Origin of the sequence: Faecalimonas umbilicata, assembly GCF_042846195.1 — a bacterium.
Classification (GTDB): Bacteria; Bacillota; Clostridia; order Lachnospirales; family Lachnospiraceae; genus Faecalimonas; species Faecalimonas umbilicata.
Map to the genome: position 1 here is coordinate 90142 of NZ_AP031411.1, position 19401 is coordinate 109542.

The 19401-nt window shown below is 42.7% G+C and carries 19 protein-coding genes and 1 other annotated feature; of the genes, 17 read left to right on the forward strand and 2 right to left on the reverse strand.

The genetic code is table 11. The annotated features are described in order from the left end of the window. Positions 1-12 precede the first annotated feature (12 nt). On the reverse strand, positions 13-1119 hold the full coding sequence (locus ACGG81_RS00390; RefSeq protein ID WP_009263772.1) for a DnaD domain protein: 1107 nt from the start codon (positions 1117-1119) through the stop codon (positions 13-15). Between the two features lie 147 nt (positions 1120-1266). Continuing rightward, entirely contained in the window at positions 1267-2646 is a 1380-nt protein-coding gene (gene murC / locus ACGG81_RS00395; RefSeq protein ID WP_349160446.1) for a UDP-N-acetylmuramate--L-alanine ligase, read from the reverse strand. Between the two features lie 219 nt (positions 2647-2865). Between murC and ACGG81_RS00400 the strand changes: the two genes are divergently transcribed. The 17 genes from ACGG81_RS00400 (at position 2866) to hpt (ending at position 19393) form a co-directional block, all read left to right on the forward strand. Beyond that, on the forward strand, positions 2866-4134 hold the full coding sequence (locus ACGG81_RS00400; protein ID WP_008977600.1) for a glucose-1-phosphate adenylyltransferase: 1269 nt from the start codon (positions 2866-2868) through the stop codon (positions 4132-4134). Between the two features lie 2 nt (positions 4135-4136). After that, on the forward strand, positions 4137-5255 hold the full coding sequence (gene glgD / locus ACGG81_RS00405) for a glucose-1-phosphate adenylyltransferase subunit GlgD (protein WP_009263770.1): 1119 nt from the start codon (positions 4137-4139) through the stop codon (positions 5253-5255). A gap of 23 nt (positions 5256-5278) precedes the next feature. Then, entirely contained in the window at positions 5279-5557 is a 279-nt protein-coding gene (gene spoVG / locus ACGG81_RS00410; protein ID WP_008977598.1) for a septation regulator SpoVG, read from the forward strand. A 179-nt stretch (positions 5558-5736) separates the two neighbouring features. Beyond that, entirely contained in the window at positions 5737-6420 is a 684-nt protein-coding gene (locus ACGG81_RS00415) for an RluA family pseudouridine synthase (RefSeq protein WP_016439904.1), read from the forward strand. A gap of 95 nt (positions 6421-6515) precedes the next feature. After that, on the forward strand, positions 6516-7568 hold the full coding sequence (locus ACGG81_RS00420; RefSeq protein WP_270457541.1) for an AI-2E family transporter: 1053 nt from the start codon (positions 6516-6518) through the stop codon (positions 7566-7568). Positions 7569-7604: 36 nt separating this feature from the next. Further along, positions 7605-7832: a binding site (T-box leader), on the forward strand. Positions 7833-7964: 132 nt separating this feature from the next. Continuing rightward, a complete protein-coding gene (gene proS / locus ACGG81_RS00425; RefSeq protein WP_009263767.1) occupies positions 7965-9404 on the forward strand; it encodes a proline--tRNA ligase in 1440 nt (479 codons plus the stop codon). A 68-nt stretch (positions 9405-9472) separates the two neighbouring features. Continuing rightward, positions 9473-10807 (forward strand): CCA tRNA nucleotidyltransferase, encoded by a 1335-nt coding sequence (locus ACGG81_RS00430; protein ID WP_016439902.1) that lies wholly within the window; start codon positions 9473-9475, stop codon positions 10805-10807. Positions 10808-10974: 167 nt separating this feature from the next. Beyond that, on the forward strand, positions 10975-11970 hold the full coding sequence (locus tag ACGG81_RS00435; protein ID WP_116440923.1) for a CotS family spore coat protein: 996 nt from the start codon (positions 10975-10977) through the stop codon (positions 11968-11970). 46 nt (positions 11971-12016) lie between these two features. Continuing rightward, positions 12017-13750, forward strand: coding sequence for a phospho-sugar mutase (locus ACGG81_RS00440; protein ID WP_116440922.1), 1734 nt, complete (start codon positions 12017-12019; stop codon positions 13748-13750). Between the two features lie 233 nt (positions 13751-13983). Then, complete coding sequence (locus ACGG81_RS00445; protein ID WP_008977591.1) at positions 13984-14259, forward strand: HU family DNA-binding protein; 276 nt, start codon at positions 13984-13986, stop codon at positions 14257-14259. An 84-nt stretch (positions 14260-14343) separates the two neighbouring features. After that, complete coding sequence (locus tag ACGG81_RS00450; RefSeq protein WP_008977590.1) at positions 14344-14583, forward strand: RNA-binding S4 domain-containing protein; 240 nt, start codon at positions 14344-14346, stop codon at positions 14581-14583. Positions 14584-14678: 95 nt separating this feature from the next. After that, positions 14679-14966, forward strand: coding sequence for a sporulation protein YabP (yabP, locus tag ACGG81_RS00455; protein WP_008977589.1), 288 nt, complete (start codon positions 14679-14681; stop codon positions 14964-14966). 8 nt (positions 14967-14974) lie between these two features. Then, positions 14975-15304, forward strand: a complete 330-nt coding sequence (yabQ, locus tag ACGG81_RS00460) for a spore cortex biosynthesis protein YabQ (RefSeq protein WP_009263763.1) — start codon at positions 14975-14977, stop codon at positions 15302-15304. 52 nt (positions 15305-15356) lie between these two features. Continuing rightward, complete coding sequence (locus tag ACGG81_RS00465; RefSeq protein ID WP_008977587.1) at positions 15357-15683, forward strand: septum formation initiator family protein; 327 nt, start codon at positions 15357-15359, stop codon at positions 15681-15683. Positions 15684-15865: 182 nt separating this feature from the next. Continuing rightward, the gene (locus tag ACGG81_RS00470) at positions 15866-17272 is read left to right on the forward strand and encodes a SpoIIE family protein phosphatase (RefSeq protein WP_390108996.1); all 1407 of its coding nucleotides are present in this window, start codon (positions 15866-15868) and stop codon (positions 17270-17272) included. 92 nt (positions 17273-17364) lie between these two features. Further along, positions 17365-18882: a tRNA lysidine(34) synthetase TilS gene (tilS, locus tag ACGG81_RS00475; protein ID WP_390108999.1), complete on the forward strand. Its 1518-nt coding sequence runs from the start codon at positions 17365-17367 to the stop codon at positions 18880-18882. After that, on the forward strand, positions 18866-19393 hold the full coding sequence (gene hpt, locus ACGG81_RS00480) for a hypoxanthine phosphoribosyltransferase (protein WP_008977583.1): 528 nt from the start codon (positions 18866-18868) through the stop codon (positions 19391-19393). The genes tilS and hpt overlap by 17 nt, the downstream gene beginning before the upstream one ends. Positions 19394-19401 lie beyond the last annotated feature (8 nt).

Consider the following 19401-nt stretch of genomic DNA (forward strand, 5'->3'; position numbering starts at 1 on the left):
TCTGCTCCTTTGTTATCTGGTCTTTAACAGACGTTCTTCCAGAGAATCAATATCATAGGAACGACCGTTAAAGTTGTTAAATTTTGTCTTAATATTCGCTGCAGGCTTTGAAGTTACCGTTCTGCGCTTATTCTCTCTTTCCTGACGGAAAGCAGTATCCACTCGTTCGATATCTGACAGGACACGGACATGCTGTGTCAGCCATTTGGACAAAATCTTATCGGTATAATCAAAACTTGGCTGATGGATACTGCTCATTGTCCGGTCACAGGCTTCCTTGATAATATCTAAAGTGAAGCCGTATTGTTCAGTCCATTTTTTTATATAGGCAATCTCAGAAGCGGCAGGTCCGCGTCCGCGAATGCCAAAAGCATTGAGTACAGTATAACAATTCTTATTGTAAATGCTGGAAGTTGCCCGGGCTTCCTCGACTGTAGTCACATGAGCATCTGCCCATGCGAGAGCTACTTTTTTTATGTAATGCATACTCGTATGTTGATTCTCGACACAATATTCAATCAAATATTCGATCAGATCCGCAGAAAAATGAAGCTGATCAAAGAAATAAGAAATCGTATCGATATCTGTTCTAGTCAAAGGTCTTCCGATATATTGTTCTGCGACAAACAAAAGCTGCTGGAATTCCTTACGGTCACGGAAAGCCTTGATAGAAGTCGGGGCTGTTCCGCGTGAATCAGAGATCGTATCCGCACCCATAGTCACATCCGGTATCTGAACGGTCGAAGGAGCTTGCGTTTCTGATGCAGATGTGTCTTCATAAGCTGGAATTGCACAAGAGTTCCCGGATCCCTCACATGGCGGAACAGGGCAAAACGCAATACCACAGAGAGAATGATCGCTTTCCTCATATTGGAGGGAAAGCAGTCCCTCTTTCTCCCAGTAATTCAGTGCACGCAAAATATCCTTCTCTGTGTTGTCCAGACAATCTGCAATCGTAGAAATGGTGAGGGCAACAGGAGAAGAGTTCAGATGTCTGAGCAGGAATAGATAAACTTTCACAAACTCTCCATTTGCTTTTACCATATGGCAGTCGATAAAATGATTGTCGACTAATGTTGTATGATTCTGACCATGGCTGCTCAATACTAAACTCTTCATCCTTACACCGTACCTTTCTAAATAAATCCTCTTCAATGTACTGGTATTATAGCACCAGAAAGAAGTTCTAAAAAGGACTTTTTATTGGATAAATCATCATTCTTTGTGGATAAGAAACAATGTGGATAATGTGGATAATGTGGATAACTATATGGATAACAATGATTCTCCTATGTTTACAACGTCTCCAGCTCCCATAGTTATCAACATATCACCGTGGATACATTTTTCTTTTACAAAATTTTTAATTTCATCAAAGGATGAAAAATAGTAGGAATCTCCGCCTAGTTCACGAATTGCATCTGAAAGAGCCTCTGAGGACATGCCAAGCGTATCTGTTTCTCTGGCAGCATAGATGTCTGCGAGGATCACATGATCTGCAAGTGTCAGCGCCTGCGCAAATTCGTGAAAGAAAGCTTTTGTCCTTGTGTATGTGTGAGGTTGAAAAATGCACCAGATTTCTCTGTGCGGGTAGTGCTGTGCGGCAGAAAGAGTTGCCTCGATCTCTGTCGGATGGTGTGCGTAATCATCGATGATCGTGACACCGTCGAGTGTTCCTTTGTATTCAAAGCGGCGGTCAGTACCGGTAAAGGACAAGAGTCCCTTTTTGATCTTCTCAAGGTCGATGCCGAGCAGTGTTCCGGTAATGATTGCGGAAAGTGCATTGGATACATTGTGTTCTCCGTTGACAGAGAGGAAAATACGATCTTTCTTTGTTCCGTGATCGATCAGGTCGAACGAAACATTCCCCATGTTATTGTATTGAATATTTTGTGCAGTGTAATCTGCATCGTGATGAATGCCATATGTGATGACATTGCAGTTCAGGCCGGCAATAATCTGCTCGTACTGTGAAATCTCACTGTTAATGATCAGTGTGCCATCTTTCGGAAGCAGTGCGGCGAACCGATGGAAAGAATGGCGGATATCATCAAGATCTTTGAAGAAATCCATATGATCTTCTTCTACATTTAAGATGATTCCAATCTTTGGAAGAAAATCTAAGAAGCTGTTCGTATATTCACAGGCTTCTGTAATGAAAACATCTGAGTGACCGACGCGGATATTTCCGCCGATGATCTTTAAAATACCTCCGACAGAGATGGTCGGATCCGTATCTCCTGCAAGAAGGATATGGGAAATCATGGAAGTCGTTGTTGTCTTGCCGTGAGTTCCGGATACTGCGATCGGTGTCTTATAGTTCGTCATCAGCTGTCCGAGTAGTTCTGCACGGGTAAGCATCGGAAGCTGATGTTCTTTTGCTGCAATAAATTCAGGATTATCTGCGTGCACGGCAGCGGTGTAGACGACAACATCAATATCATCAGTTATATTTTCAGCTTTCTGTCCGTAATGGATGACAGCTCCCAGATCTGTTAAATGTCTTGTAAGGGGCGATTCTTTGGAATCCGATCCCGTTACTGTGAAATGTTCTTTTAAGAGAATTTCGGCAAGGCCACTCATGCTGATACCGCCGATACCGATAAAATGGACATGGACCGGACATTGAAAATCTATTTTATACATAAATACACTCCCTGTTCATAGAAAAATTTAAATTAATAGTAATATTTTACGCACTTTCATTATATTATAACGGTATATGGAAAAAAAGCCAAACTATAATTTTTTGTAAAATATACATAAAAAGTTTTAAAAAAAACAATTATTTATGTAAAAAACATTCATTTTATTACCTTTTTATGCTATAATACAACTATTAAATTACTTAGAAGGAGTGACGACATGATAAAAAAAGAAATGATTGCAATGTTGTTGGCAGGTGGACAAGGCAGCAGATTAGGTGTTCTTACATCAAAAGTAGCAAAACCGGCAGTTGCATTCGGGGGGAAATACAGAATCATAGACTTTCCATTAAGTAACTGTATTAATTCAGGAATCGATACTGTCGGTGTATTGACGCAGTATCAGCCATTACGCCTGAATACACATATTGGAATCGGGATTCCGTGGGATTTGGACCGTAATGTTGGAGGAGTTACAGTGCTTCCGCCGTATGAGAAAAGCACAAGCAGTGAGTGGTATACCGGTACGGCGAACGCTATTTATCAGAATATGAACTATATGGAGATGTATAATCCGGATTATGTACTGATTCTTTCCGGGGATCATATTTATAAGATGGATTATGAAGTGATGCTGGATTTCCATAAAGAGAATCATGCAGACGTCACGATTGCTACGATGCCGGTACCTCTGGAGGAGGCAAGTAGGTTTGGTATTGTCATTACAGATGAAGAGAACCGGATCCAGGAGTTTGAAGAGAAGCCGGCACAGCCGAGAAGTAACCTGGCTTCTATGGGTATCTACATATTTAGCTGGCCGGTATTAAAGGAAGCGCTCAAGGCTTTATCGGAACAGCCGGCATGTGATTTTGGAAAGCATATTATTCCTTATTGTCATGAAAAGAAACAAAGATTATTTGCATATGAGTACAATGGCTACTGGAAAGATGTCGGAACACTGGGATCTTACTGGGAAGCAAATATGGAATTAATAGATATTATTCCGGAATTTAATTTATATGAGGAATATTGGAAAATTTATACAAACAGTGGTATTTTACCGCCGCATTATATTTCAGATCAGTCTGCTGTGGAGAAGAGCATTATTGGAAATGGTTGTGATATCTATGGAGAAGTCCACAGTTCTGTCATTAGTTCTGGTGTAACGATTGGAAAAGGAAGCGTTGTGAGAGACTCCATTATCATGAAGGATGCTGTGATCGGAGATCACTGTGTGATTGACAAAGCGATCATTGCGGAGAATGTACAGATTGGAGATAACGTCACACTTGGAACGGGAAGCGATACACCGAATAAGATGAGACCGGATATCTATGGATTTGGACTTGTGACCATTGGGGAAGATTCTGTGATCCCATCCGATGTACAGATCGGCAAGAATACCGCCATTAGTGGTGTTACATCAAAAGAGGATTACATAAACGGAGAGCTTGCAAGTGGTGAAACATTAATTAAGGTAGGTGAATAGGGATGAAAGCAGTAGGAATTATTTTAGCGGGTGGAAATAGCAGCAGGATGCGGGAACTGACACATAGACGTGCAGTGGCAGCGATGCCGGTAGCAGGAAGTTACAGGAGCATTGACTTTGCACTTAGCAATATGTCAAACTCACATATTCAGAAAGTCGCGGTGCTGACACAGTACAATGCCAGATCATTGAATGAACATCTGAATTCTTCCAAATGGTGGGACTTTGGAAGAAAACAAGGTGGCCTGTATGTGTTTACACCGACGATTACAATGGAGAACGGATATTGGTACAGAGGAACTGCGGATGCGATTTATCAGAATCTTGACTTTCTTAAAAAATGTCATGAGCCATATGTGATCATTACATCTGGAGATGCAGTGTACAAGCTGGATTATAATAAAGTGCTTGAATATCATATTGCGAAAAAAGCAGATATTACCGTTGTCTGCAAAGAGATGGATGAGGATGCAGATGTCAGCCGTTACGGAACGGTTAAGATGAATGATTCCTGCAGGATTGAGGAGTTTGAGGAGAAGCCGGTACTGAGCAGATCTAATATCATCTCAACAGGAATTTATGTCATCAGAAGAAGACAGCTGATCGATCTGATTGAGCGATGTGCAGAAGAGGGAAGATTTGACTTTGTCCAGGACATTCTGATCCGGTATAAGAATGTAAAGAAAATTTATGGATATAAGATTAGCAATTACTGGAGTAATATTGCTACAGTTAATGATTATTACAGAACAAATATGGATTTCCTGAAGCAAGAAGTGAGAAAATATTTCTTTAAGGAATATCCGAATGTTTATTCAAAAGTGAGCGATCTTCCACCGGCAAAATATAATCCGGGTGCATGCGTAAAGAACAGTTTGATTGCAAGTGGATGTATCGTCAATGGTACTGTGGAAAATTCAGTATTATTTAAGAAAGTATTTGTAGGGAATAATTGTGTAATTAAGAATTCCATCATCTTGAATGATGTTTATTTAGGAGATAATACCTATATTGAAAATTGTATCGTAGAGAGTAGAGATACAATTCGTGCGAACACTCGCCATGTAGGAGAAGATGGAATAAAAGTAGTTGTAGAGAAAAATGAGAGATACGCGATGTAGAAGCGGTGAAAGGGGACAAAAGTATGCAGATTACAGATGTACGAGTGCGTAAAGTAGCAAAAGAAGGAAAATTAAAGGCAGTAGTATCAATTACAATGGACGACGAATTCGTAGTACATGATATTAAGGTAATCGAAGGAGAGAAGGGACTCTTCATTGCAATGCCAAGTAAGAAAGCAATTGATGGAGAATACCGTGATATCGCACATCCGATCAACTCAAATACGAGAGAGAGGATTCAGAGAACGATTTTGGAGCGCTATGAACAGGCACTTCTTGAGGGAGATGTAGAGGAAGCGTAGAGAACGCGATGAATTAAAAGCATTGAGATCGCCGCAGAGATGGATTGAGATGACATTTTTGCGGCGGTTTTTTTGACTCTTTGTCAAGGAATGGGGTAAAATAACTTTGGCTCTTTGACAAGAGCAGGGATAAAAAATAGCAAAGCTGTGAGGCTATAGATCAAGAAAGGCAGAAAAACGTGGAAATTCAGAGTTATATTTTATATGAAGACAGAGATCTTATTGTATGCAGAAAGCCGGCAGGTGTTCCGGTACAGACGAAGCAGATTCAGACAAAAGATATGGTCAGTCTGCTGAAAAACTATAGATACCAACAGGAAGGGGGAAAAGAAGAACCATATCTTGGGGTGATTCATCGTCTGGATCAGCCGGTGGAGGGGATTGTCGTATTTGCGAAGACGCCGCAGGCTGCAAAAGAGCTGAACCGTCAGCTTCAGGCAGGTGGTTTTGGAAAATATTATCAGGCAGTACTGTGCAAGGTTCCAGAGAAGGCGCAAGGACAGCTGACAGATTACCTTGTCAAGGATGGCAGGACAAATCTGTCAAAAATTTGCAGAAAGTCGGATGCCGGGGCGAAAGAAGCAAGGCTTTCCTATAAAATACAAGGGGAGGCAGAGGGAAAGGCACTGGCAAACATTCATCTGGACACAGGAAGACATCATCAGATCCGTGTGCAGATGTCGGGGATGGGATGTCCGATTCTCGGAGATGTAAAATACGGAGGAGAGGAAAAAGCAAGAGGGCAGATTGCTCTGTGTGCAAGCAGTCTTACTTTTGTGCATCCAAAGACAAAAAAGCAGATGCAGTTTGAGATACCGCCGCAAGCAGCGGGGTTTGATTTGTTTTTTGCTTCAAAAATTTAAAAAAGTTGTATAAAGGACGATGGGACGGCAATACTAACATCACTACCGTGTGTCGCTGACTGTTCAGGACATGCGTGGAAAAGACGGGGCTGGTGATGGGAATGCAGAGAGAACAGTGGAAGACAGTGATAGTTGTTGTGGGAGTCACAGGGGGCATGTATATTGGAATCAAGTATATACTGCCACTTGTGCTCCCCTTTTTCTGTGCATTTCTGGTAGCATATCTGTTAAGACCGCTTGTCAGGAACATCCATGCACATACAAAGCTGAATCAGGGAGCTGTTGCCGGGGGTCTGCTTCTGATCATCTTAGGTGTGGTAGGCACAGCATTGTGGTTTCTTGGGAGCACACTCGTACAGCAGTTCTGTTACTTTATTGAGCACTATGGATTTTATGCCGGAAAGATGGAGCTGTTTTTAGATCAATGTTGTCGGAGCATGAGCGGAGTTTTCGGAATGGAGGCGGGAGAACTGGAGTCACTTTTTGTGACACGGATGGCAACCATTGCAGAAAATATCGAAAGGCAGTTTGTACCGAAACTGATGGCAAATTCATGGGGGTATGTCAGAACGATCATCGAAGTGGCAGGGGTTGGGATTATTATTTTTGTGTCGATCATTCTGCTCGTCAATGATTTTGACAAGCTGAAAGAGAAAGCATCACATAGTATTGGGTACAGACATTTTGTGAAGATTTTGAAACGGATTTTTCATATGGGAGGAATGTTTCTGAAAGCACAGCTGATCATTATGTCTGTGATCGCGGCACTCTGTACGGTGACGTTTCTGCTTTTGAAAAATCCGTATGCATTGCTGTTAGGAGTATTGATCGGGTTTCTTGACGCGCTGCCGGTACTTGGAACGGCAGTTGTATTATATCCACTTGCAATTGTGCAGGCATTTCAAGGACGCTTTTTGTTTGCAGCAGTTTATGCGGGATTGTCTGTGATCTGCAATCTGACGAGAGAATTTTTAGAGCCGAAGCTGATTGGGGAGCATTTGGGAATCCCTGCGATTATGGTACTTGTCACGGTCTATGTGGGAATTCGTCTGTTTGGTGTAAGTGGTGTGATCACAGGTCCTTTCGGATATCTTGCGGGGAAAGAGATCGTCCGGGAGCTACTGCAAAAAGGAGAAGGGACTTCTTGACAAAGGGAGGAAATTCTCTTAAAATGAGCTTACGAAACAAGAGCGAGGAAGAGGATTAGTAAATATAGGATATGCCACAGAGAGAGAATCGGATGGTGAGAGATTCTTGCAGAAGATGTATTGAACCTGCCTTGGAGCTTCTGTGTGAAAGCACAGCGTACATCTGCGTTAAAGAGGACAGAGAGAATTTTAGCTGGAGATGGCAGTAGCCGGAGCCGGTTATGATTAATAAGGGTGGTACCGCCGAGCATTTCGGTCCCTTGCAGAGGGATTGAAAGGCTCTTTTTTTCATTCCCGATCAAATATATAGAAAAGCAAAGATCCATGCACGAAAAAAGAGCGCAGTCTATTAGTGGGATGTGCTTTGCATGGAACAAAGAAAAGGAGAAGAAAAGTATGGCGAAAGACAAAAAACTCGTAGAAGCGATCACTTCCATGGAAGATGATTTTGCACAATGGTACACGGATGTGGTAAAGAAAGCGGAGCTGATTGATTACACAAGTGTAAAAGGGTGTATGGTGATCAAACCTGCAGGATATGCAATCTGGGAGAATATCCAGCATGAATTGGACCGCAGATTTAAGGAGACAGGTGTAGAGAATGTATACCTTCCGATGTTTATTCCGGAGAGTCTTCTGCAGAAAGAAAAGGATCATGTGGAAGGGTTTGCACCGGAAGTTGCGTGGGTGACACACGGAGGACTTGAGCCGCTTCAGGAAAGACTTTGTGTGAGACCGACTTCAGAAACATTATTCTGTGATTTTTATGCAAAGGATATCCAGTCACACAGAGATCTTCCGAAAGTGTACAATCAATGGTGTTCGGTTGTGCGTTGGGAGAAGACAACAAGACCATTCCTTCGTTCCAGAGAATTCTTATGGCAGGAAGGTCACACAGCACACGCGACAGCAGAAGAGGCGGAAGAAAGAACAATTATGATGTTAAATGTCTATGCGGATTTCTGTGAAGAAGTACTTGCGATCCCGGTGATCAAGGGAAGAAAGACAGACAAGGAGAAATTTGCAGGGGCAGAGGCAACTTACACGATCGAGTCTTTGATGCACGATGGAAAGGCACTTCAGTCAGGAACAAGTCACAACTTCGGAGATGGATTTGCAAAGGCGTTCGGAATTCAATATACAGATAAAGAAAATAAATTACAGTATGTACACCAGACATCCTGGGGAATGACAACTCGTATGATCGGAGCTATCATCATGGTGCACGGAGACAACAGTGGTCTTGTACTTCCTCCAAGAATCGCACCGGTTCAGGTGATGGTCATCCCGATCCAACAGAAAAAGGACGGTGTGCTTGACAAGGCATATGAAGTGAAAGAAGTGCTGAAAAAAGCAGGACTGAGTGTCAAAGTGGATGATTCCGACAAGAGTCCGGGATGGAAATTTTCTGAGCAGGAGATGCGAGGAATTCCGGTTCGGATTGAATTAGGACCAAAGGATATTGAGGCAGGACATGCAGTAGTTGTAAGAAGAGATACAAGAGAGAAGATCATAGTTCCATTCGAAGAGTTAGAAACGAAGGTAGCAGAAGTACTGGATACTATGCAGAAAGAGATGCTTGAGAGAGCAAGAGAGCATAGAGATGCACACACATATACTGCTTCCAGCATGGAAGAGTTTAAGAAACTGGCAGATGAGAAGCCGGGATTTATTAAAGCAATGTGGTGTGGATGTCAGGAATGTGAGGATGCTCTGAAGGAAGAGGCAGGGGTGACTTCACGCTGTATCCCATTTGAGCAGGAAGAGATCACCGGAACCTGTGTACACTGCGGCAAACCTGCAAAGCATATGGTTTACTGGGGAAAAGCATACTAATTTTTACTGTACCGATGTATGGAAGATAAATACTTTAGACCGTACATGGGAAGTCAGGGGGATAGATCATGAAGATACAGTTGCCGGAAAAAGTAAATACGATCATACAGACATTGCAGGAGCATGGATATGAGGCATATGCGGTAGGTGGATGTGTCAGAGATTCGCTGCTTGGAAGAGAGCCGGGAGACTGGGATATTACAACTTCAGCATCCCCGGATGAGACAAAGAAACTATTTGCAAGAACTGTCGATACCGGGATTGAGCACGGGACAGTGACTGTCCTTCTCGGAAAAGAAGGATTTGAGGTGACGACATACCGGATTGACGGGAAATATGAAGACAGCAGACACCCGACGGAAGTGATCTTCACAAGAAATTTAAGGGAAGATTTGCTCCGCAGGGACTTCACGATCAATGCAATGGCATACAATGATACAGAAGGGATCGTCGATATTTTTGGCGGAATGGATGATTTGAAGCGAAAGATAATCCGCTGTGTGGGAAATGCCAGAGAACGGTTTGGAGAAGATGCGCTCCGCATTATGCGCGGAGTGCGTTTTGCTGCGCAGCTTGGATTTTCTCTGGAAAAAGAGACGAAGGAGGCAATGACAGAACTTGCCCCGACGTTGGAGAAGATCAGCGCTGAGCGGATTCAGACAGAGCTGGTAAAACTTCTTGTGTCAGATTCGCCGGAGTTGATCAGGGAAGCATATCATCTGGGGGTCACCGCAGTCATCTTGCCGGAGTTTGATGAGATGATGCGGACCGGTCAGGAGACAAAATACCACAGGTACGATGTGGGTGAGCATACGGTTCAGGCAGTCTGCAATGTGCCGCCGGACAAGGTGCTGCGTCTTACGATGCTGCTCCATGATGTCGCAAAGCCAGAGATGAAGACCGTGGATGCAGATGGAACGGCTCATTTTAAAGGACATGACATCAGGGGAGAGCAGAAAGCGAAAGAAATCCTTCGCCGGTTAAAATTTGACAATGATACGATCCATAAGGTGACAAAACTTGTCCGCTGGCATGATTACCGGATGCCGGCAGAGAAAAAGAATGTCAGAAAGGCAATGAGCAAGATCAGTGCGGAACTGTTTCCTATGTATCTTCTCGTAAAAAGAGCAGATATTTTGGCGCACAGCATGTACCGACGGGAAGAAGAACTGGAAAATTTAAGTGGTCTTCAGAAATGTTATGAGGAAATTGTGGCAGACCATGAGTGTGTCAGTTTAAAACAGCTTGCAGTGACCGGAACGGACTTGATCGGAATCGGTATGAAACCGGGAAAGCAGATCGGAGAAGTATTAAATGAGCTTCTGCGGATCGTACTTGAATATCCGGAGTTCAATAATAAAGAGCATCTGCTTCGGTTTGTGCAAAATCGATTTGATATTTAGCGGAGGTTTCTGTTTTCAAGGTGAGACAGGCCATTGAAACAATCACAAAATTTGTTGCATAAATTTCAGAAAAAGAATCATACTTCTGTCCAAAAAATCATAGGCTAGAGAGAAAATCAAAGTTACTGCAAAAGGCAGTGGCGGAAAAATGATTATAGGGGGCAGTTATGAAGGATTTTGAAACAGATGTATTGGAACAGTATCATATAGAAGTAAAAGGCACCCGAAAGACAAGAGGTGCCATTTTATGCGATACAGACAGAGGCATGCTCTTACTGAAAGAACTTACTTTCTCAGAGAAACGAGTGCCTCTTTTATATAAACTGTGTCACCAGCTCGAGGAAAAAGGGCATGGACTGGTGGATACGATTGTTCCAAACAAAGAGGGAGAATATGTGACAAGCGCTCCGGACCAGACAAAATATATATTGAAACGCTGGTATGGGGGCAGAGAGTGTGATGTCAGAAATGAGGAGGAACTTTGCAGTGCTACTGCTAATTTAGCATATCTTCACAACCTGATGGCTGGAGCGGATGTTCTGGAGGAAGGAACGGTTGTAAGAGAGCATGATCTGAAAGAGGAGTATCAGAGACATAACAGGGAACTGCGGAAGGTTCGGACCTTTATCCGAAACAAAGTCGGAAAAGGTGAATTTGAGCTGTTGTACTTAAAAGAATTTGAAGAGCAGCATGCACTCGGTGAAGCGGTTGTCAGAAAACTGGAGACAGATCATTATGAAACGCTCAGACAAAAAAGTAAGACAGAACACACGTGGATCCATGGGGATTATAATTACCATAATGTGCTCATGACATATCGGGGAGTGGCAACGACAAATTTTGAACATTTCCGGGAGGATATACAGATGGCAGATTTCTATTATTTTCTGAGAAAAGTCATGGAGAAATGCCAATGGAATGAACGGATTGGAAACATGCTTTTAGAGACATATGATAAGGGAAAGACAATCAGCAGAGAGGAGCTGGATTACCTGGCAGTACGGCTTGCTTATCCGGAGAAATTCTGGAAAGTTGCGAATAGTTACTATCACTCAAACAAGGCGTGGATCCCGGAAAAAAGTGTAGAAAAATTACAGATATCTATTGCACAGACAGAAAAGAAGAATCAGTTTTTGAAAGATTTATTTTCTTTTCATTTATAGTAACGTGTTGTATAATAGATAAAAAGTGAGATTAGGAGGTACCAGGATGGATTATCAGAAAAGATACAGAGAATGGCTGGAGAACGATTATTTTGATGCAGACACAAAAGCCGAACTCACAGCGATCAAAGAGAACGATAATGAGATCAAAGAACGATTTTATAAAGATCTGGAATTTGGAACTGCAGGACTTCGGGGAGTAATCGGAGCAGGTACAAACCGGATGAATATTTATACAGTCAGAAAAGCAACACAGGGATTGGCAAATTATATTCTGAAGAATGGGGCAGAAGGCAGAGGAGTTGCGATTGCATACGATTCCAGACGAATGTCACCGGAATTTGCGGACGAGTCGGCGCTTTGCCTTGCAGCAAATGGGATTAAGGCATATGTATTTGAGTCACTCCGCCCGACACCGGAACTTTCTTTTGCAGTGAGAAAGTTAAACTGCATTGCCGGAATCAATATTACAGCAAGCCACAATCCACCGGAATATAACGGATATAAGGTATACTGGGAAGACGGCGCACAGATCACACCGCCGCATGATACCGGGATCATGGCAGAAGTTGAGGCAGTGACAGATTATGCTACAGTCAAGACGATGAGCCTTGAAGCGGCAAAAGAAGCGGGACTTTATGAGGTGATCGGAGAAGCTGTTGATGACGCCTACATGGAGGAACTCAAAAAGCAAGTCATCCACCAGGATGCCATCGACCAGATGAACAAAGATTTAAAGATCGTATACAGCCCACTTCACGGAACGGGGAATATTCCGGTAAGACGTATTTTAAAGGAACTTGGATTTGAGAACGTCTATGTAGTCAAAGAGCAAGAATTGCCAGATGGAAACTTCCCAACAGTATCTTATCCGAACCCGGAGGCAAAAGAAGCTTTTGAGCTTGGCTTAAAGCTTGCAAAAGATGTAGATGCCGATCTTGTTCTTGCAACAGATCCAGATGCAGACCGTCTGGGAGTTTATGTAAAGGATACAAAGTCAGGAGAGTACAAAGTTCTGACAGGAAATATGTCAGGATGTCTTCTTGCAGACTATGAGATCAGCCAGACAAAGGCGGTAAAAGGTCTTCCAAAGGACGGTTGCCTGATCAAATCCATCGTGACATCCAACATGGCAAAAGCGATCGCAGAGAGCTATGGAGTGAAGTTGATCGATGTTCTGACTGGATTTAAGTTTATCGGACAGCAGATCCTCGAATTTGAAAAGACTGGAATAGGAACGTATCTCTTCGGATTTGAAGAAAGTTATGGATGTCTGATTGGTACTTATGCGAGAGACAAGGATGCAATCGTTGCAACAATGGCGCTGTGTGAAGCGGCGGCATACTATAAGACGCTTGGAAAGACGCTCTGGGATGCGATGATCGACATGTATGAGAAATACGGATATTACAAAGATGACATCCAGTCTATCACACTTAAAGGTATCGAAGGACTTGAGAAGATCCAGAATATTCTTGAGACGCTGCGCAAGGAGCCGCCGGCAGAGATCGGGGGATATGGCGTACAAAGAGCGAGAGATTACAAGGCAGGTACGATCAAAGACTTGCGGACAGGAGAGACAAGCGATACAGGACTTCCGGCTTCCAATGTACTTTATTATGAATTGGAAAATGATGCATGGGTATGTGTACGTCCTTCCGGTACAGAGCCAAAAGTGAAATTCTATTATGGAATTAAGGGAAATTCTCTGGAAAATGCGGACGAGATTTCTGCAAAAATGGGTGCATCTGTGTTGGAAATGATTGAAAAAATGTTATAGTTAAGGCGAATTATCAACAAGTATTCAGGGAAAAGAATCGGAGGGTGTCTGAAACATGTTCCGGGACGTGGAAAACACGAAAAATTCCTTGACAAACAATAGGGAAACAGTTATAACTATAACAGTACAATAAGGGTAAACAGCCTGCAAATGCGGAGGGAACGGCCCTTCAAAACGGATAGAATCTATATATTTCATATATTCTATAGCTAAATTAGAGGAGGAACATATTCATGAACAAAACAGAATTAATCGCAGCAGTTGCTGAAGCAGCAGAAGTATCTAAGAAAGACTCTGAGAAAGTATTAAAAGCTTTTGTAGACGTTGTAACAGAAGAACTGAAAAAAGGTGAGAAAGTACAGTTAGTAGGATTTGGTACTTTTGAAGTGACAGAAAGAGCAGCAAGAGAAGGAAGAAATCCTCATACAAAAGAAACAATGATGATCGCTGCATGCAAGGCTCCGAAATTCAAAGCTGGTAAAGCATTAAAAGATGCTGTAAATGCATAATTCAGATAGACAATCCAATAAGAAATAGAAGACAAGAACTGCTGCGAGAATTGCGGCAGTTCTTTGTTACATGAGGGAAAGAAAATGAGATTAGATAAATTTTTAAAAGTTTCCAGATTGATCAAGAGAAGGACGGTTGCTAATGAGGCGTGTGATGCAGGGCGTGTCCTTGTAAACGGAACTGTGGCAAAAGCTTCTGTAAAGGTAAAACCGGGGGATGTCATTGAAATCCAGTTCGGGACAAAGACCGTGAAGGTAGAAGTGCTTGCAATTCAAGATACGACAAAGAAAGAAGAAGCAAAAGATTTATTCCGGTATCTGTAATGAGGTATCTATAAATCATCATAAATATGAACAACCTTTCATATAATTGAGAGAAAGAAGACGTACTGATCATAGATAGAAAGGTTGTGGGTATAGTGGAAGAAAGACAGGTACAAAAACCTCATAAATTAGTTATCAATAACCGAAAGACAAGTGCGGTGACAGGTGTACTGGATGTACTTTCCTTTGATTTAAATGAGATACTGCTTGAGACAGAACAAGGAATGCTTATGGTGAAGGGAAAAGATCTCCATGTGAACCGGCTGAGTGTGGAAAAAGGAGAAGTGGATCTGGCGGGACATATCGACAGCATCGCTTATTCGGATATCAGCCAGAGTGCGGCAAAGCAGGGTGAAAACTTCTTTTCCAAACTGTTTAAATAGGTGATCCTATGTCTGGAATCGGGGAGGAAGCAAATATTTTTATTCAGGCAGTTTTATCAGGATTCGTTGTCATGGGAATTTATGATATGATCCGCATTTTTAGAAGGATTCTGCCCCACAATCTGACAGCGGTGACACTGGAAGATCTGTTTTATTGGATCGGAATCAGCCTGTATCTGTCTGTAAAGATTTATCTTACGAGTGATGGAAGCATCCGGTGGTTCTTTGTGACAGGGACACTGGCAGGGGTTAGTCTGTTTGCAGCGATATTTTCACAGATGCGGAAAATCTATAAAAAAATCAAGAAAAGTATTGAAAAAAAGAGGGAAACCCATTAGAATGGCTTTAGAGTAGTCTGGAAATACACACATATAAAGGTGGGTAACAGTAATGAAGCATATCAAAGAAAAAAGTCGTACAAGACAACAGCGGCAGAGAATGCGGGCACATAGAAGAAGTATGGTGCTGATTAGTTCCGTAATCATGTTGCTGATCGTGCTTGTGTCTGTCGGAGGGGTCTCATTACGGGCGAAGAATGAAGCATATAAAAAGCAACAGGCAGAGCTGGAGACACAGATCAAAGAAGAAAAAGACAGGACAAAAGAAATTGAGAAGTACAAAGAGTATGTTGGCACAGACGCTTATGTAGAAGATGTGGCAAAGGAAAAATTTGGACTTGTATATGAAGATGAGATTGTATTAAAACCAACAAAATAATAAGATTACAAATGATAACTTTAGGAAATAATTGGATTTCCTAAAGTTTTTTTATTACATAGGAAATTTTCACAAAATCCTATGTAATAAAAAATACGTTTCGCGTGAGAATCTCGTTTGCGAGATTCTTTGTTCTGTTCAGCAGACAAAAAAGGAAAAGAACGGACAGGGGGAGAATAAAAATGGAGAAGGCTGGAATGGGACAGGCTGGGATTTCGGGCCCTTATGCAGTACAGATTGGAAAACTGGCGGATTCACTGGAACATTTATCGAAGGTATTTTTAAAACTGGAGCGGCAGAAGCAGGTATTTACAAAAGATGAACTGCAGGAGATGTTTTTTCAGGTGGAGGAGAGTGTCTGTACAAAATGTGATCATATGGAGCGGTGTTGGGGAGAGGACTATGTCCATACTTACCAGCTGGGATATGAAGTTCTGCATGCCATCGAGGAATATGGGAAAGAATTGAATCTGGAAACAAAGCGGAAATTACAGAAAAAATGTGTGATGGCGCCAAAGTTCCAGAGCGCGCTCATAGAGGTCTTTCATGAAGCAAAACAAAATATGCTCTGGTCGAACCGGCTTGTAAAAAACCGGGAGGGATGTGCGGTGCAGATGGATTTGTTTGCGCAGATCATTAAAAGTACGGCAAAAGAATTTGAGGACAGCATTCTGATCGATGTTCGGATGGAGAAAAAAATTCGAAAACGGCTGCAGAGAATAGGGGTAAAAGTGTTGGATATGACTTTTCTTTGTACGGAGCGAGGAAAGCATGAGATTCACTTGAATGCAAAGGCAGTACAAGATGTGGGAGTGGAGACGAAGGAGATGATTCAAATCATTTCCAGAACGTATGGCAGGAAATTTGTATTTGAGGAACAGAGCCGCACAATGTTGGGAAAAGAGTATGAACCGTATGTCTGTATCGAGCCGTATCAGTTCCATATTATGCAGGGGGTTGCTAAAATAGGAAAAGGAAGAGATACAATATCCGGAGACAGTTTTCTGGAAGTGGCGATGCCAGGTGGAAGGGTTGCATCTGCTCTTTCAGATGGGATGGGATCGGGCAGGAAGGCGTTTCAGGAGAGTGCGATGGTCGTAGAACTTTTGGAAGAACTTCTGACTTCAGGTTTTCCTGGGGAACTGGCGATCCAGATGATTAATACAGCGCTTGTGATGGGGCGTGAGGAAATTCATTTTTCTACGGTAGATATGGGAATTTTTGATCGGTATACAGGGGAATGTGAATTTTTGAAAGTGGGCGCATCGACAACTTTTATTAAATATCGCAATGGGGTGGAACGATTATCCTCGACAAGCCTCCCTATTGGGGTTCTGCACAATCTGGAGATTGACATGGTAAAACGGACACTGAGAAGCGGAGAATTTGTCGTGATGATGACAGACGGGGTGTTGGATGCTCTTCCGGTTGTGGAGCAGGAGATGTTGATGGAGACAATCATAGGCGGAATGAAGCTTGTCAATCCAAAAGAGATGGCACAATACATTTTAGATCAGGTGCTTGCGTTTACCGGCGAGACCCCAAAGGATGACATGACAGTTTTGGTGGCAGGAGTGTGGAAAGGATAGAAGTGTGACTGGATTCTTTTGGATAATCATAGTATCATAGAGAGGAAATACACAAAACATGTAGGAGAACAAAAGGGAAAAGGAACGTAGATATGGCTGAAAAAGAGCAAAAAACAAGAGCATATCAATATAAGAACAAGGAGATTCCAGCGCGGGTGCAAGCTTATATACAAGAGCACCGGATGTTTGAGCGGGGAGAAACAGTGATTACAGGCATATCGGGAGGGGCGGATTCGGTATGCCTTTTTTTCATTTTGCATTATCTGCAGGAAGAATTGGGGGTGAAGCTCGTGGCGGTGCATGTCAATCATGGGATTCGCGGCGAGGATGCAGATGCGGATGAGAGATTTGTCCAAAACATTTGTGAGACAGCTGGTATTCCTCTGGAAATTGTACGCTGCAATCTGGAATTAATTGCAAAAAAGAGGAAACAATCTATGGAGGAAGCCGGCAGAAATATCCGAAGAGAAGCGTTTGAGAGGGCGGCACAGAAATATGGGGCAGCCAAGATTGCTTTGGCACATCACAAGAATGACAATGCAGAGACACTTTTGATGAATCTTGTAAGAGGAACAGGACTCAATGGAATGACAGGGATCAAACCGGTCAGGGATCGTTATGTTCGCCCGCTTCTTTGTCTGGAACGCAGGGAGATCGAGGGATTTCTGGAACAAAATGGAATACGATATCAGACAGATCAGACAAATCTGACAGAAGACTATACACGTAATAAAATCCGCAACCGGGTCATTCCTTATATGGAAAACCAGATCAATCCGCGGGCGGCAGCGCATTTAAGTGAGGCGGCAGAGCAGCTCCGGGGCGTGCAGGAATTTCTGGAAAAGCAGCTGAAAGTATTTAAAGAAAACTGTGTCAGCAGGAAGGGTGAAAAACTTCTGATCCGGACAGAGCCTTTTCAGAGTGGAGATAAGATACTCAGAGAGATGACAGTGCTTTCCTGTATGGAGGAAGTGGCGGGGCAGGCAAAAGATCTGTCAGCAGTTCATGTTGCAGACGTCAGCACACTTTTCGGGAAGCAATGTGGAAGACAGATCATGCTTCCGTATCATATGCGGGCAGTGCGGGGATATGAGGGAGTGACACTTGAGAAAGTACATGCAGCCAGAGAGAAAGAAAAGGAAGTACGGCAAAAAAAAGAAAAAGGGATACTGCTCCGGGAGGAGGAGCTTCCATTAGAAGTAAAATGCCGTATTCCGGGAACGGTCTTTTACCAAACTCCTAAGGGGAAAAAGACCGCAGTTACATGCAGAATCGTGGATTTGGCAGAGACCCCCGGAAATATGCAAAAAAGTCACACGAACTGTTTTGATTATGATATAATTAAACATGATTTGTGTGTGAGAACAAGAAGACCAGGTGATTACATTGTCATTGACCGGGAGGGAAGGAAACAGAAATTGAAATCTTACCTGATCAATGAGAAGATTCCTGCAAGTGAGCGGGGAGAGATACTGCTGATTGCAGATGGAAGCCATATTTTATGGGTAGTTGGACATCGCCTGAGTCTTTGCGGGAGACCAGACGAACATACAAAAAGAATTTTACAAATACAAATAGATGGAGGAGAAAGCCATGGCAGAGACAATTAAGGTATTAGTTTCAGAAGAAGAAGTAGAAAAGAGAATCAGAGACTTAGGAGAGAAGATCAGCAAGGACTACGAAGGAAAGCAGGTACATCTGATCTGTGTACTGAAGGGCGGTGTGTTCTTTATGTGCGAGCTGGCGAAGAGAATTACCGTTCCGGTTTCTATGGACTTTATGAGCGTAAGCAGCTATGGAGATGGAACGACATCCAGCGGAGTTGTCAAGATCGCAAAAGATCTGGATGAAAGTCTGGAAGGAAAAGACGTACTTGTTGTAGAGGATATTATTGACTCTGGACGTACATTATCTTACCTTCTTGAGATTCTCAAGAAGAGAAATCCAAACAGCATGAAACTCTGTACACTGTTAGATAAACCAGAGAGAAGAGTGATGGATGTCAATGTAGATTATGTAGGATTTAATATCCCAGATGAATTTGTTGTGGGATATGGACTGGATTATGCGCAGAAATATAGAAATCTTCCATACATCGGAGTTGTGGAAGGCGTAGAATAGGAAGGGGA

What these genes read in the sequence shown, in the direction of transcription:
- ACGG81_RS00390 (WP_009263772.1), bottom strand. Translation starts at nt 1,119, where the DNA reads ATGAAGAGTTTAGTATTGAGCAGCCATGGTCAGAATCATACAACATTA.
- murC (WP_349160446.1), bottom strand. Translation starts at nt 2,646, where the DNA reads ATGTATAAAATAGATTTTCAATGTCCGGTCCATGTCCATTTTATCGGT.
- ACGG81_RS00400 (WP_008977600.1), top strand. Translation starts at nt 2,866, where the DNA reads ATGATAAAAAAAGAAATGATTGCAATGTTGTTGGCAGGTGGACAAGGC.
- glgD (WP_009263770.1), top strand. Translation starts at nt 4,137, where the DNA reads ATGAAAGCAGTAGGAATTATTTTAGCGGGTGGAAATAGCAGCAGGATG.
- spoVG (WP_008977598.1), top strand. Translation starts at nt 5,279, where the DNA reads ATGCAGATTACAGATGTACGAGTGCGTAAAGTAGCAAAAGAAGGAAAA.
- ACGG81_RS00420 (WP_270457541.1), top strand. Translation starts at nt 6,516, where the DNA reads ATGGGAATGCAGAGAGAACAGTGGAAGACAGTGATAGTTGTTGTGGGA.
- proS (WP_009263767.1), top strand. Translation starts at nt 7,965, where the DNA reads ATGGCGAAAGACAAAAAACTCGTAGAAGCGATCACTTCCATGGAAGAT.
- ACGG81_RS00430 (WP_016439902.1), top strand. Translation starts at nt 9,473, where the DNA reads ATGAAGATACAGTTGCCGGAAAAAGTAAATACGATCATACAGACATTG.
- ACGG81_RS00435 (WP_116440923.1), top strand. Translation starts at nt 10,975, where the DNA reads ATGAAGGATTTTGAAACAGATGTATTGGAACAGTATCATATAGAAGTA.
- ACGG81_RS00440 (WP_116440922.1), top strand. Translation starts at nt 12,017, where the DNA reads ATGGATTATCAGAAAAGATACAGAGAATGGCTGGAGAACGATTATTTT.
- ACGG81_RS00445 (WP_008977591.1), top strand. Translation starts at nt 13,984, where the DNA reads ATGAACAAAACAGAATTAATCGCAGCAGTTGCTGAAGCAGCAGAAGTA.
- ACGG81_RS00450 (WP_008977590.1), top strand. Translation starts at nt 14,344, where the DNA reads ATGAGATTAGATAAATTTTTAAAAGTTTCCAGATTGATCAAGAGAAGG.
- yabQ (WP_009263763.1), top strand. Translation starts at nt 14,975, where the DNA reads ATGTCTGGAATCGGGGAGGAAGCAAATATTTTTATTCAGGCAGTTTTA.
- ACGG81_RS00465 (WP_008977587.1), top strand. Translation starts at nt 15,357, where the DNA reads ATGAAGCATATCAAAGAAAAAAGTCGTACAAGACAACAGCGGCAGAGA.
- ACGG81_RS00470 (WP_390108996.1), top strand. Translation starts at nt 15,866, where the DNA reads ATGGAGAAGGCTGGAATGGGACAGGCTGGGATTTCGGGCCCTTATGCA.
- tilS (WP_390108999.1), top strand. Translation starts at nt 17,365, where the DNA reads ATGGCTGAAAAAGAGCAAAAAACAAGAGCATATCAATATAAGAACAAG.
- hpt (WP_008977583.1), top strand. Translation starts at nt 18,866, where the DNA reads ATGGCAGAGACAATTAAGGTATTAGTTTCAGAAGAAGAAGTAGAAAAG.